Annotated in this window: 12 protein-coding genes; 9 read left to right on the top strand and 3 right to left on the bottom strand. The window is 66.2% G+C overall.

Going from position 1 to position 12,056, the window contains the following annotated elements; translation table 11 throughout:
• Positions 1–760: 760 nt before the first annotated feature.
• The 8 genes from ACF8O7_RS13090 to arsC all read left to right on the top strand — a co-directional run bounded on the left by ACF8O7_RS13090 (position 761) and on the right by arsC (position 8,746).
• A complete protein-coding gene (locus ACF8O7_RS13090; RefSeq protein WP_016445457.1) occupies positions 761–1,282 on the top strand; it encodes a sigma-70 family RNA polymerase sigma factor in 522 nt (173 codons plus the stop codon).
• Positions 1,279–2,280, top strand: coding sequence for a FecR domain-containing protein (locus tag ACF8O7_RS13085; protein WP_046985400.1), 1,002 nt, complete (start codon positions 1,279–1,281; stop codon positions 2,278–2,280). The genes ACF8O7_RS13090 and ACF8O7_RS13085 overlap by 4 nt, the downstream gene beginning before the upstream one ends.
• 181 nt (positions 2,281–2,461) lie before the next feature.
• On the top strand, positions 2,462–4,915 hold the full coding sequence (locus tag ACF8O7_RS13080; RefSeq protein ID WP_392443458.1) for a TonB-dependent siderophore receptor: 2,454 nt from the start codon (positions 2,462–2,464) through the stop codon (positions 4,913–4,915).
• A gap of 682 nt (positions 4,916–5,597) precedes the next feature.
• A complete protein-coding gene (locus ACF8O7_RS13075; RefSeq protein WP_016445460.1) occupies positions 5,598–5,921 on the top strand; it encodes a helix-turn-helix transcriptional regulator in 324 nt (107 codons plus the stop codon).
• A 12-nt stretch (positions 5,922–5,933) separates the two neighbouring features.
• On the top strand, positions 5,934–6,434 hold the full coding sequence (locus ACF8O7_RS13070) for an ArsI/CadI family heavy metal resistance metalloenzyme (protein ID WP_126310963.1): 501 nt from the start codon (positions 5,934–5,936) through the stop codon (positions 6,432–6,434).
• A 6-nt stretch (positions 6,435–6,440) separates the two neighbouring features.
• Entirely contained in the window at positions 6,441–6,947 is a 507-nt protein-coding gene (locus ACF8O7_RS13065; RefSeq protein WP_016445462.1) for an arsenate reductase ArsC, read from the top strand.
• A 53-nt stretch (positions 6,948–7,000) separates the two neighbouring features.
• Positions 7,001–8,290: an arsenic transporter gene (locus ACF8O7_RS13060; protein WP_126310962.1), complete on the top strand. Its 1,290-nt coding sequence runs from the start codon at positions 7,001–7,003 to the stop codon at positions 8,288–8,290.
• A 24-nt stretch (positions 8,291–8,314) separates the two neighbouring features.
• Positions 8,315–8,746: an arsenate reductase (glutaredoxin) gene (arsC, locus tag ACF8O7_RS13055; protein ID WP_016450895.1), complete on the top strand. Its 432-nt coding sequence runs from the start codon at positions 8,315–8,317 to the stop codon at positions 8,744–8,746.
• A gap of 101 nt (positions 8,747–8,847) precedes the next feature.
• On the opposite strand, the gene ACF8O7_RS13050 is transcribed toward arsC, so the two are convergent.
• On the bottom strand, positions 8,848–9,426 hold the full coding sequence (locus tag ACF8O7_RS13050; protein ID WP_046240237.1) for a TetR/AcrR family transcriptional regulator: 579 nt from the start codon (positions 9,424–9,426) through the stop codon (positions 8,848–8,850).
• Between the two features lie 84 nt (positions 9,427–9,510).
• Here ACF8O7_RS13050 and ACF8O7_RS13045 point away from each other — a divergent pair, with 84 nt between their 5' ends.
• Complete coding sequence (locus tag ACF8O7_RS13045; RefSeq protein ID WP_016445466.1) at positions 9,511–9,978, top strand: nuclear transport factor 2 family protein; 468 nt, start codon at positions 9,511–9,513, stop codon at positions 9,976–9,978.
• 71 nt (positions 9,979–10,049) lie between these two features.
• Here the strand turns inward: ACF8O7_RS13045 and ACF8O7_RS13040 are convergent, their stop codons facing one another.
• Positions 10,050–10,376 carry a hypothetical protein gene (locus ACF8O7_RS13040; RefSeq protein WP_126310961.1) on the bottom strand — a complete coding sequence of 109 codons (327 nt, stop codon included), beginning with the start codon at positions 10,374–10,376 and terminating at the stop codon, positions 10,050–10,052.
• A gap of 116 nt (positions 10,377–10,492) precedes the next feature.
• Complete coding sequence (locus ACF8O7_RS13035; protein WP_126310960.1) at positions 10,493–11,998, bottom strand: efflux transporter outer membrane subunit; 1,506 nt, start codon at positions 11,996–11,998, stop codon at positions 10,493–10,495.
• Positions 11,999–12,056: the final 58 nt, after the last annotated feature.

The following is a 12,056-nucleotide window of genomic DNA, read 5'->3' as shown; positions in this document are numbered from 1 at the left end:
CATGCAGCCTTGCGGGCTGTGACCTAACGTCGCCTCGAAGGCGCCCTGGCCGTGGTGCTGAGCGCACCCAAGATCAGCCAGCCGTGCAGAGTGACTGCCCTTGATCAGGCGCGAACGAGACCGAGGCCTCGTCTGGTGACCTCTGTGGGCAGAGGGAGAAAAGCTCAGCCTTCGTGGCACGATGACGGCCCAGTCCTAAAGGGGAGCTTCACCAGGTCGGGTGCGGATGAGGAGCGAAGCATCTGGCGATGCCGCCAGCCCTGAAGCTTGGATGACCACCATGTGGCTGCAACTGATAGGTCACGAGGTGGCCGTGAGCAGCAGCAATCGCTGCGGAGCAGTTGGCAACTGCAGACTTTCTAACGATGGCCTCAGGCTGATCTACGCCCTTCACTGTGCAAAGCGAGAGTGACAGGGACGACCAACACCGGCCGTTGAAGACTTCCATTGTTGGACGACCGCTTCACCGTTTGGAAGTGGCCAGTCGATTCTTCGGTGCGCCGTGCTTCGCCTCGAAGGCCCCATTTCGCGCTGCACCGCTGATTCCTGTCGACTCCATGCCGTCGCTCCGACTGGTTTCAACGAAGGTGGAATCAGCCCACGATGGTGTTCGCGCCGAGCGTCCGCACTCAGGCGTTGGTGCGCAGGTTGGTGCACTGACGATGTAGGATTTGGATACAATGAAAATAAGAAGCATTCTTGTTTGCCGCTGCATATTGCCCCGGTGCCTTTCCTCCTGCTTCACTCGTGCCGCTTTCCCATGCCCGCCGCCGACCGCGCCCTTGTTCCCGATGTCGCCACTCTCTACTCCGACCACCACGGCTGGCTGCTGGGCTGGCTGCGCAAGCGCCTGGGCAATGCCTTTGATGCGGCCGATCTGACCCAGGACACCTATGTGCGCCTGCTGGGCCGCAGCGGCGCCGAGATCCAGGCCATTCGCGAACCGCGTGCCCTGCTGATGACCATTGCCCAGGGTCTGGCCGCCAACCTCTACCGCAAGCGCTGCGTGGAGCAGGCCTATCTGGACGCCCTGGCCCTCATGCCCGAGGCCGTGGCCCAGTCCCCCGAGCACCGCGCCATCGTGCTGCAGACCCTGGTCGAGGTGGACCGCCTGCTGGCCCTGCTCCCACTGCCCGTGCGCCAGGCCTTTTTGCTGTCGCAGATCGACGGCATGAGGCAGGCCGACATCGCGGCTGAACTGGGCCTTTCCGTGCCCACCGTGCGCCGCCATATCGCGCGGGCCGTGGTGCAAGTCTGCTTTCTGGACGACGACGGCGCATGAGCCTGCCCATTCCTCTTGCGGTGCGCGAGCAGGCCGCCGAATGGCTGGTGGAGCTGCAGTCCGATGATCACAGCGCCGGCACGCGCGAGATGCTGGTGCAGCGCCTGCAGCACTGGCGCGAATCCCATCCCGACCATGAGCGCGCCTGGTTGCGCATAGAGGCAATGGGCGCACGCCTGCAGCCGCTGTCCGGTACGCCGGCCAGCGTGGCCCTGGCCCAGGCCGCGCGCACGGCACGCGGGCGCGGGCGGCGCTTGGCGGTGCGCAGCCTGGCCGTGCTGCTGTTCACGGGCGCGGGTGCCGGTGCCGTGGCATGGAGAGGTCCGGCATCCTCGGGCGACTGGCTGGCCGGCCTGGGGGCGGACCTGCGCACGGGCACGGCCCAGCGGCGCAGCCTGCGCCTGCCGGACGGCACCCAGCTGCAGATGAATGCCGACAGCGCGGTCGACCTGGATTTCAGCCCGCAGCAGCGCCTGGTGCGCCTGCGCGGCGGCGACATCGAGGTGGCCACGGCCCAGGGCCTGAAGGATAGTGCGCCGCCCTTGCTCGTCGAAACCCGCCATGGCCGCATACGTGCCCTGGGCACGCGCTTCGTCGTGCGCCAGCGCGGCCAGGGGCCCAGCCGGGTTGCGGTCTTTGAAGGCGCCACGGAGATCGCGCCCCGCGAACGGCCCGGCCACCTCCATCTGCTGCAAACAGGCCAGCAGGCGCAGTTTGACGCTCAGGCCACCACGCCGGCCGGGCCCGCCGATCCGGCCCTGGCAGCCTGGACGCGCGGCATGCTGGTGGCCCAGGACATGCCGCTGGCCGAGTTCCTGGACCAGCTGTCGCGCTACCGGCCCGGCCACCTGGGCTGCGATGGCGCCGTGGCGCAGCTGCCCGTCAGCGGTACCTATCCGCTGGCCGACACCGACCAGGTGCTGGCCATGCTGCTGGCCACCCTGCCGGTGCGCCTGCGCACGGCCACGCGCTACTGGGTGGTGGTCGAGCCGGCCTGATTTCCTGGCTCTTGTCGATCCTGGCTGATCGCTTTTCGCGTCTCGCGGGGCAATGGAGATGAAGCGCTTTTTTCTGCGCCCGCATTCCATTGCCAACCATCCAGGACCGAGGGACACGCACACCATGGGCCATCACCCGACTTTTCGCGCCACACGACTGGCATTTCAACTGCGGCAGGCCTTGCGCCCCGCCGTTCTGGCACTGCCGCTGGTGGCGGTGCTTGCCCCGGCGCAGGCCCACGCACAGGCACAGCCCCACGCCCAGGCACAGCCCCACGCCCAGGCAGTGCAGCGCTACGACATTCCTGCCGGGCCGCTGACCGCCACGCTCAATCGCTTTGGCGCCCAGGCGGGCATCCTGCTGTCCTTCTCCACCGCCCAGACCGCAGACAGGACCAGCCCCGGCGTGCAGGGTGATCGAACCGTGGACCAGGCCCTGTCCGCGCTGCTGGCCGGCACGGGCCTGCAGGCCCTGCCGCGCGAGGGCGGCGGCTTTGTGGTGCGACCGTCCCTGGCCGTGGGAACGCCCACCGGCGCGGCCACGCTGGCCGAGGTGCGCGTCACCGCCCAGGCCGAGCGCAGCGCCGTCACCGAGGACACGCAGTCCTACGCCGCCAGCGAATCGCGGGCCGCCACGGGCCTGTCCCTGTCGCTGCGCGAGACACCGCAGTCGGTCAGCGTGATCACGCGCCAGCGCATGGACGACCAGGGCATCGTGCTGCAGGAAGACATCGCCCGCCAGACCACGGGCCTGAGCTATGCGCAGTACGGTCCCACGGGCGGCGACACCAACCAGTTCTTCGCGCGGGGCTTTCAGATCAAGAACTTCCAGGTCGATGGCGTCAACCGCCTGTTCAGCGACTACCCGGCCATCTTCCAGACCAGCGACATGGCCATGTTCGACCGCGTCGAAGTCGTGCGCGGCGCCTCGGGGCTGATGAGCGGCGCGGGCACGCCCGGCGCCACCATCAACCTGGTGCGCAAGCTGCCCACGGCCGAGTTCCAGGGCAGCGCCAGGCTCACGGCAGGCTCCTGGGATTTCGCACGTGCCGAGGTGGATCTGTCATCTCCGCTCAACGCCTCCGGATCGGTGCGCGGGCGCATCGTGGCCGTGTCGCAGAACCGCCATTCCAAGGTCGACTACGAGCAGGACCGCAGCCGCTCGCTGTACGGCGTGGTGGAGGCTGACCTGTCGCCGTCCACGCTGGCCACCGTGGGCTTTTCCGCGCAGGACTACGACGCTTCTGGCGTAGGCCGTGGGGGCCGGCCTTTCTTCTACACGGATGGCACGCGCATCGATTGGAGCCGCTCCGCGTCCTCGGGCGCGCGCTGGGCCTCGGCACGGCGGGACTACCGCAGCGTCTTCGCCTCGCTCGAACACCGCATGGCCAGCGACTGGCGCCTGAAGGCCATCTACACGCTCGACCGCAGCAGCTATGACGAGATTCCGGGCTGGACCAATGAACAGCCTGTGGACCGCACCACCGGCGCAGGTGCCGGCCTGTGGGCCGCCTGGTGGACGGGGCGGCCTCGGCAGGACACGCTGGACCTTACGGCTTCCGGTCCCTTCCAGCTGCTGGGACGCCAGCACCAGGCCGCCTTCGGCGCCAGTGTGGCACGCACGCGCAACGACAGCGGCTCGCATGGCCGCTGGGCCTTCCCCGGCTGGGACAACACCATAGACAACCTCTTCACCTGGGATGGCCGCACGCCGGTGCAGCCCGACAACCCGGTACTAGGCCGCAGCGCGGCCGTGGAACGCAGCAGCAGTGCTTACGGATCGCTGCAGCTGCGCCCCACGGACCGGCTGTCCGTCATCGCGGGGGCACGCATCACGAACTGGAAGCGTCGCGACAGCTACACCGATTTCGCCAGCGGCGAGACCAGCGGCAGCGCCATGGCCGAAAACGGCAAGCTCACGCCCTTCGCCGGCCTGGTGCTGGACGTGGGCCGCGACTGGTCGGCCTATGCCAGCTATACCGATATTTTCCAGGCGCAGAGCAGCCTGGACATCCACGGCAAAAAGCTCGATCCCCTACTGGGCCGCAGCTACGAGCTGGGCCTCAAGGGCGAGCTGCTGGACAAGCGCCTGCAGGTGGGCGCCGCCGTCTACCGCCTGCTGCAGGACAACGTGGCCCAGGCCATCACGGGCAGCTACGCGCCCAATGGCGAGCAGGCCTACCGTGCCGTCAAGGGCGCCGAAACGCGTGGCTTCGAGGTGGAGATGACCGGCGAAATCCGCCGCCACTGGAACGCCTCCGTCGGCTTTGCCCGCAACATCGCGCGCGACGCCGAGCGCAACCGCCTGAACCCCGAAATCCCGCGCAACACCCTCAAGCTGTTCACCACCTACCGCCTGCCTCACATAGGCCACGGCCTGACCGTGGGCGGCGGCGTGCGCTGGCAAAGCGGCACCTGGAGCGACCTCTCCTTCCTGGGCCTGCCCAACGTCAGCCGTGTCGAGCAGAAAAGCTATGCTGTGGCCGACCTGATGGTGCAATACGCCATCAATCCGAAGCTCACGGTCTCGGCCAACCTCTACAACGTCTTCGACCGCAAGTACCAAGGGGTTTCGACCTCGTCGTACTACGGGGAGGCGCGGAATATGCGCGTGGCGGTGTCTATGAAGTTCTGAAATGTTTTCAGCTGCGCCCCGTGTGAACGTCGTCAGCATCAGTGGATGTGCTGTCCGCCGTTGATGGCGATGTTTGCGAGGGTAGAGCTGTCAGGGTGTCATGGCGAGCCTGGCCGTCCATCCGTGTTTCGGGACTGCAAGTTTGAGTGGGGGTGAGACGATCACTGGCACGGGGCGAGCGCCCGGAGAATGTCCTAGCCTTCGAGTAGCCCCACCATTTGGGCCAGCGCTTGTCGCAGAGGCTAAGGACTGCTTGGCGCCATGCAGCGTGAGTTCGCCCGGCAGCGGGGGGCGGCAGCTGCCGAGGCAAAGCCGACACCGACAGGCCAGCGACAAACGACTGCAACGGGTCGGTAGCTGCCACACAAGAGCCCATGGCAACGCGCGACGCCGCCGCACATCGGCCCTGAGCCCTTGCGCCTCGGCCGATAGCTCGCTCCTCAGCCTTGCTGGCCAAAAAAACTAAAGTGCAGTGGCGCGTTTTCCGTACAGACGAAAGTTCAGTGGCGCATCTCTCTAAGGATCGATGGCGCATGGCTTGCGAGGACGTGAGAAATCAACGAGTTATCTGCGTGACGCGCGGCGTGTTCAGTGGCGTTCCGCACGGAGCTTGCGCAATGGAGCCGCACGGCCGCTCTCATTTTTTTCAACAACAATTCAACAATAGTTGTATTATTGATGCATGCAAGAAACCCAAGTCATCCGATCGCTTTCGGCCCTGGCCCATGAAGCGCGCCTGCGCGTTTTCCGCGCCCTGGTAGTCGCCGGCCCTGCGGGGCTTACGCCCAGCGCCTTGGCCGAACAGTTGGGTATCGCACCCAATGCGCTGTCGTTCCACCTCAAGGAGCTGTCCCATGCCGAGCTGGTCAGCCAGGAGCGCCTGGGCCGCAATGTGCTGTACCGGGCGTCCTTTGCGGCGATGAACGACCTGCTCGCCTACCTCACCGAAAACTGCTGCCAGGGCGCCGCATGCGCCACGGTGGATGCCTTGCCCTGCAACTGCTGAACGGAGTCCACGATGAAACGCTTCCATGTCCATATGCACGTCGACGATCTGGCCAAGAACATCGCGTTCTATTCCCAGCTGTTTGGTGCCGAGCCCGCCCGCGTGGAAAGCGACTACGCGAAGTGGATGCTGGATGAGCCCCGGGTGAACTTCGCCATTTCGACGCGAGGCGAGAAAGCCGGCCTGGACCACCTGGGCTTCCAAGTGGATGAGGCCGAGGAGCTGGATGCGCTCAAGGCACGCGCCAGGGCCGCCGACCTGGCGATGCTCGACGAAGGCGCCACCACCTGCTGCTATGCACGCAGCGACAAGCACTGGATCACCGATCCCCAGGGGATTGCCTGGGAGCACTTTCATTCGCTGGAGAACATTCCCGTGTTTCACGAGGCCCCTGATGCAGCTGTCGGAGCCAGCGGCGCGTGCTGCGCGCCGACGGCCCCGCGCCAGGCGGCCGCATCTGCCTGCTGCGCCCCAGGCACCGTAGCTTCCTCTTCCTCCAAGTCCTGCTGCTAAGCCACCATGTCTGATTCCATCACCCCCCTGAATGTCCTGTTCCTGTGCACTCACAACTCGGCGCGCAGCATCCTGGCCGAAGCTTTGCTCAACGACATGGGCAATGGGCGCTTCAAAGCGTATTCGGCCGGCAGCAGCCCCCGCGCGAATCAGCAGCCCAATCCCTTGAGCTTGCAGGTGCTGCAGCGTGCCGGCGTATCTGTGCAGGGGCTGCGCAGCAAGAGTTGGGATGAGTTCGCGGCTCCGCAGGCGCCGCAGATGGATCTGATCATCACCGTCTGCGACAACGCAGCTGGCGAGGTCTGCCCGATCTGGCCCGGCCACCCCGCCACCGCCCACTGGGGATACGCCGATCCCTCGCAGGGAGACGCATCTGAAGAGGTCAAGCTGGAAGCATTCCGACAGACTCTGCACATGATGCGCCGTCGTCTGGAGCTGCTGGTCAATCTGCCCGACGACAAGCTGGAAAAGGCAAGGCTACAGGGCACCGCCCGCGAACTGGCCTCCCACTGACGCCCCCTTCGTCCACGAATGCGCGCCTTCTGAAACCCGAATCTCCCAGCACCATGCTCATGGCAGTCCTGATCTTCATCTCCACCCTTGTGCTGGTTATCTGGCAGCCGCGCGGCCTGGGCATTGGCTGGAGCGCCTCGCTGGGCGCGGTCGTTGCCCTGCTGGCCGGCGTGGTGCATCTTTCCGACATTCCAGTGGTCTGGGGCATCGTGTGGAATGCGACCGCCACCTTTGTAGCCGTCATCATCATCAGCCTGCTGCTTGACGAGGCCGGCTTCTTCGAATGGGCCGCGCTGCACTTCGCACGCTGGGGCGGCGGCCGGGGCAGCAAGCTGTTCGCGTTCATCGTGCTGCTGGGTGCGGCTGTGTCCGCCTTGTTCGCCAATGACGGCGCCGCCCTGATTCTCACGCCCATCGTGATGGCCATGCTCGTGGCGCTGGGCTTTTCGCCCTCCGCCACGCTGGCATTCGTCATGGCGGCAGGCTTCATCGCCGACACGGCCAGCCTGCCGCTGATCGTCTCCAACCTGGTCAACATCGTCTCGGCCGACTTTTTCAACATCGGCTTCAACGAATACGCCTCGGTAATGGTGCCGGTCAATCTCGCCTCGGTGCTGGCCAGCCTCGCCATGCTGATGCTGTTCTTTCGGCGCGGCATTCCCGCAACCTATGACCTGGCCCAGCTCAGGCGCCCGGCCGATGCGATCCGCGATCCGGCGACCTTTCGCGCGGGCTGGGTGGTCCTGGTCCTGCTGTTGGTCGGCTTCTTCGGGCTGGAGCCGCTGGGCGTGCCTGTCAGCGCGGTCGCGGCCGCAGGTGCCGCCCTGCTGCTGGCCGTGGCGGCACGCGGCTGCGTCATCAGCACCCGCAAGGTACTGCATGGCGCGCCGTGGCAGATCGTCGTGTTCTCGCTGGGCATGTATCTGGTGGTCTACGGATTGCGCAATGCCGGGCTGATCACCTCTATCGCATCCGTTCTGGACCGCTTTGCCCAAGGCGGCGTCTGGGGCGCAGCCATCGGCACGGGAGTGCTCTCGGCCCTGCTGTCGTCTGTGATGAACAACATGCCCACCGTGCTGGTGGGTGCGCTGTCGATCGATGCCTCCAGTGCCACCGGCGTGGTCAGGGATGCCATGGTCTACGCCAACGTGATCGGCTGCGACCTGGGCCCGAAGATTACGCCCATCGGTAGCCTGGCCACGCTGCTGTGGCTGCACGTGCTGGCCAGCAAAGGCATGACCATCGGATGGGGCTACTACTTCAAGGTCGGTACGGTTTTGACGGCCCCCGTGCTGCTCATCACGCTTTCCGCCCTTGCGCTGCGCCTGAGCGTGGCTGCCTGAATTCCCTCACAGAACCCATCTGCCATGAGCACCATCACGATCTATCACAACCCCGCCTGCGGCACATCGCGCAACGTGCTGGCCCTGATCCGCAACAGCGGCGAGGAGCCCGCCGTCATCGAATACCTCAAGACACCGCCCGACCGGGCCACGCTGGAGCGGCTGCTGGCGGACCTGGCCCTGCCTGTGCGGGAGGTTCTGCGGCAAAAAGGTACGCCGTATGACGAGATGGGCCTGGGCGACCCGGAATGGACCGATGCCCAGCTGATCGACGCCATGCTCCGGCACCCTATCCTCATCAATCGCCCCATTGTGGTGACGCCACTGGGCACGCGCCTGTGCCGGCCATCCGAGGTGGTGCTGGACATACTGCCGCGTCCCCAGCAAGGGGCATTCTCCAAGGAGGACGGCGAAGCCGTCATCGACGCGGCAGGACAGCGTGTGGCAAAGCACTGACTTGCCAGATCCGGCCCCTGCGTGGCCAAAGGTGGCGAGGCAGCAACGACCTGCCGCTGTGGCGCGCCGAAGCCTCAGCGGCGCCCCGCTCCTGAGCCTGCTCACAACCCGGGGCGGCTCACGATCCCTTCGGCCGCTGCCTTGAAGTTCTCCATGACTTCATCGATCGGCTGACCCATCTGCGCATGGACGATGGCGCCGTCCGCCACCAGGGTGAGCGCAGCGCCCACGGACACGGAACGGCCACCGAACAGGCGATCCAGCACGGACGACATTTCCTGCTTGTGCCGCCGGACCGTCGCCAGGATCTCAGGGTCGGACGAGCCCAGTTCGGCAGCGGCATTGAGAAAGGCGCAGCCCCGAAAGTCGGGCTGGCCGAACCAGCTCCTGAGGGTGGTGGACAGGGCATCCAACGCTGACGAGCCCCCGGCGGCCTCCTGCGCCAGGCTGGCCTGGAACCAGGAAATCCACCGTTCATGGCGGTAGTCGAGGTACGCCCGGATCAGGTCGTCCTTGCTGGCGTACTGGCGGTAGAAGGTGACTTTGCTGACCGACGACCGCTCGATGATCCGGTCCACGCCCGTGGCCCGGATGCCCTCTGCGTAGAAAAGGCCATGGGCTGCCACCAGGATGCGCTCGCGGGGCGGCAGTGACTCGAGAGATGGCTGGGAAGTTTTCATGAAGACATTGTAGACAGATCGTTCCACCTCCGTTAGAGTGGTGCATGTAGACAGATCGTTCTACATCTTTTCAAAGGTCACATCATGGAAACTCGCCCACCCCTGCCCCCGTTCTCTCTCGCAAGCGCCGTCCAAAAGGTCCGTTTGGCCGAGGATGGATGGAACACACGCGATGCGGCCAAGGTCGCGATGGCCTATACCCCCGACACGAAATGGCGCAACCGGGCGGAGTTCGCCAACAGCCGCGCCGAGGCCCAGGCCCTTCTTGAGAGGAAGTGGAAGAAGGAGCTGGACTACCGGCTGATCAAGGAGCTTTGGCTGTACGCGGAAAACCGGATCGCAGTCCGCTACGCCTATGAGTGGCACGACGATGCCGGGAACTGGTTCCGGTCGTACGGCAACGAGAACTGGGAATTCGAGGCCGACGGTCTCATGCGCCGGCGCTTCGCATGCATCAACGACATGCCCATCCAGGAATCGGAGCGCAAGTTCCACTGGCCGCTGGGGCGTCGCCCCGATGACCACCCCGGTCTGTCCGACCTGGGCCTGTAGGCAAAGCCCCGGGCCACGTCCCCAGGCAGCCAGCCGCTGCCGCGATGGCCTGGGCGGGAAGGCGCTCCGCCTTACCGACTCAGCGCCTTGCGGACCTCCGCCTGGAACGCCTCGCTGTTGCGAAGGCGCAGGTACTCCTGGTATGCGGCCCGATATTCCTGCGTTTCGACTCCGTAGGAGATCGATATCTCCGCATGGCGGTCCAATCCGGCGCGGCGCCAGAGTGCGAGATCGGCGATGACTTCGGCGCGGGAAAGCGCTGCGTCCGATGTGGCTGCCGAGGCGTCTTGCGGCTGCGAATGGGCTGCGAAGCAGCTTGAGAAGGCGATGGCTGCAAGCGCCGGCTTCAGGATGCGTGCGGCTGCAGCAACGGTGGGGGAGGGGGTTGTGTTTGACATGGTTTGACGGATGGGGGTGGGTGGAGCCGGGCCATGGCCTGGGCCGCATGTCCCGCAGGGGTGTTCGGTTGCTTTGCTGTGCGTGGAAAGGGGGCTCCTTTCGGGAAGTGGCAGGTTCAGGGGGCAACGCTGGCGGGAAGACCGTGGCTGGCGGTTGCCAATGCCCTGGAAGGCAGGGGCTCCGGCGTCCAGCCGCCGCCCAGCGCCTTGAAGATCGCGACCGTCGAGCGCGCCGACTCCATCCGGGCCTGCGCCTGTGCATCCAGCACGCCCAGCAGGCTTTCATCCGCCTGCAGCACCTCGATCAGGCTGACCACGCCCTTGTCGTAGGCGGCGCCTGCGGCCTGCCGGGCCCGCGTGAGCGCATCCGCGCCCCTGGCGAGCACGGCCATCAGCTCCTGTCGCCTGTCCAGCGAGACCAGGGCGTTCTCCACTTCTTCCGTGGCGCGCAGTACCGACTGCCGGTAGGCGGCAAGGCTTTCCGCCTCCTGTGCCTGCGCCTGGTGGATCTGGGCGTTGATGCGACCGAAGTCGAACAGCCGCCAGCGCAGGCCGCCCACAACGCTGGCCTGCGATGCGCCGGCGCTGAAGAGATTGCCCGCGGAGATGGAGGTGGCGCTGCCGATCAGGCCGCTGATCGACAGCTTCGGGTAGTACTCGGCGATCGCCACGCCGATGTGTGCGTTCGACGCTGCCAGGCGCCGCTCCGCCGCGATGAGGTCCGGGCGTCGCCGCAGCAGATCGCCGGGCGCCTCCGCCAGGGAAAGGGTTGGCAGCACGGGGACCGGGCGGGATTCGGCCAGCTCTGCCCGGTGCGTGCCGGGTGCCGTGGCCAGCATCACGTCCATGGCGTTGAGCGCGGCTTCGAGCGCATTTTCCAGCGGCGGGATGGTTGCTTGCGCCCGCGCAAGTGCCCCCTCGACCTGGCGCAATTGAAGCTCTGATGCCAGGCCTTTGCCAAACCGCAGTTCGACGATGGAGCGCAGTTGCTCCTGGGTCCGCACTTGCGAGCGTGCCACTGCCAGCCGCGCCTGCAGGCCGCGAATCTGGATATAGATGTCCGCAGTCTGGGCGGCCACCGCGAGCCGCACGGCAGTGGCGCCGGCTTCCGATGCCTGGTACTCGGCCAGGGAAGCCTGCCTGGCCTTGCGCAGGCCACCGAAGAGATCAAGCTCCCAGCTGGCTCCGAGGTTGACCTCCTGGGCGCTGCCGTAGCGATCGAATCCCGGTATGGAGTCGAGCACCCGGCCCAGCGGAGTCTCGACCGACTGATAGCTCCTGGCCGTTTGCGCCGAGACCTGGGCCGACGGCAGCAACGCAGCTGCCGCCGCGTCGAGTCCGGCGCGTGCCTGAAGCACGCGGCCAGCGGCCTGGGCAACATCCAGGTTCTGCTGCAGTGCCGCCGTGACGAGGCGCGCCATTTGCGCATCGCCAAAGGCTGCCCACCAGGCTGCAAGGTCCGTGGGGGAGTCCGGCGAGGGAGGCTTGCCCTCACCCAGAACGCGGCCCCCCATGTAGGCCTGGGGCAGGGCCGTGGCGGGCGGCTGGTAGTCAGGGCCTACCGCACACCCTGCACAAAGGCTGGCGAGCATCAGAAAAACGGGGGCGGCAAGACGCGGCATGTTCAACAGTCAGAAGCGTGGCGACGCTGTAACTATATTCCAAAATGGTCACTTGCAT

The sequence above is a fragment of the Delftia sp. WSY_16 genome (assembly GCF_043104415.1).
In the GTDB taxonomy this organism is placed as follows: domain Bacteria; phylum Pseudomonadota; class Gammaproteobacteria; order Burkholderiales; family Burkholderiaceae_C; genus Comamonas; species Comamonas tsuruhatensis.
Note: the sequence above shows the minus strand (reverse complement) of the source record. Positions and strands in the feature narration are given on the sequence as shown.

Bases quoted from the DNA above. Each gene is read 5' to 3' on its own strand.
- ACF8O7_RS13090 (WP_016445457.1), top strand. From the start codon at position 761: ATGCCCGCCGCCGACCGCGCCCTTGTTCCCGATGTCGCCACTCTCTAC.
- ACF8O7_RS13085 (WP_046985400.1), top strand. From the start codon at position 1,279: ATGAGCCTGCCCATTCCTCTTGCGGTGCGCGAGCAGGCCGCCGAATGG.
- ACF8O7_RS13075 (WP_016445460.1), top strand. From the start codon at position 5,598: ATGCAAGAAACCCAAGTCATCCGATCGCTTTCGGCCCTGGCCCATGAA.
- ACF8O7_RS13070 (WP_126310963.1), top strand. From the start codon at position 5,934: ATGAAACGCTTCCATGTCCATATGCACGTCGACGATCTGGCCAAGAAC.
- ACF8O7_RS13065 (WP_016445462.1), top strand. From the start codon at position 6,441: ATGTCTGATTCCATCACCCCCCTGAATGTCCTGTTCCTGTGCACTCAC.
- ACF8O7_RS13060 (WP_126310962.1), top strand. From the start codon at position 7,001: ATGCTCATGGCAGTCCTGATCTTCATCTCCACCCTTGTGCTGGTTATC.
- arsC (WP_016450895.1), top strand. From the start codon at position 8,315: ATGAGCACCATCACGATCTATCACAACCCCGCCTGCGGCACATCGCGC.
- ACF8O7_RS13050 (WP_046240237.1), bottom strand. From the start codon at position 9,426: ATGAAAACTTCCCAGCCATCTCTCGAGTCACTGCCGCCCCGCGAGCGC.
- ACF8O7_RS13045 (WP_016445466.1), top strand. From the start codon at position 9,511: ATGGAAACTCGCCCACCCCTGCCCCCGTTCTCTCTCGCAAGCGCCGTC.
- ACF8O7_RS13040 (WP_126310961.1), bottom strand. From the start codon at position 10,376: ATGTCAAACACAACCCCCTCCCCCACCGTTGCTGCAGCCGCACGCATC.
- ACF8O7_RS13035 (WP_126310960.1), bottom strand. From the start codon at position 11,998: ATGCCGCGTCTTGCCGCCCCCGTTTTTCTGATGCTCGCCAGCCTTTGT.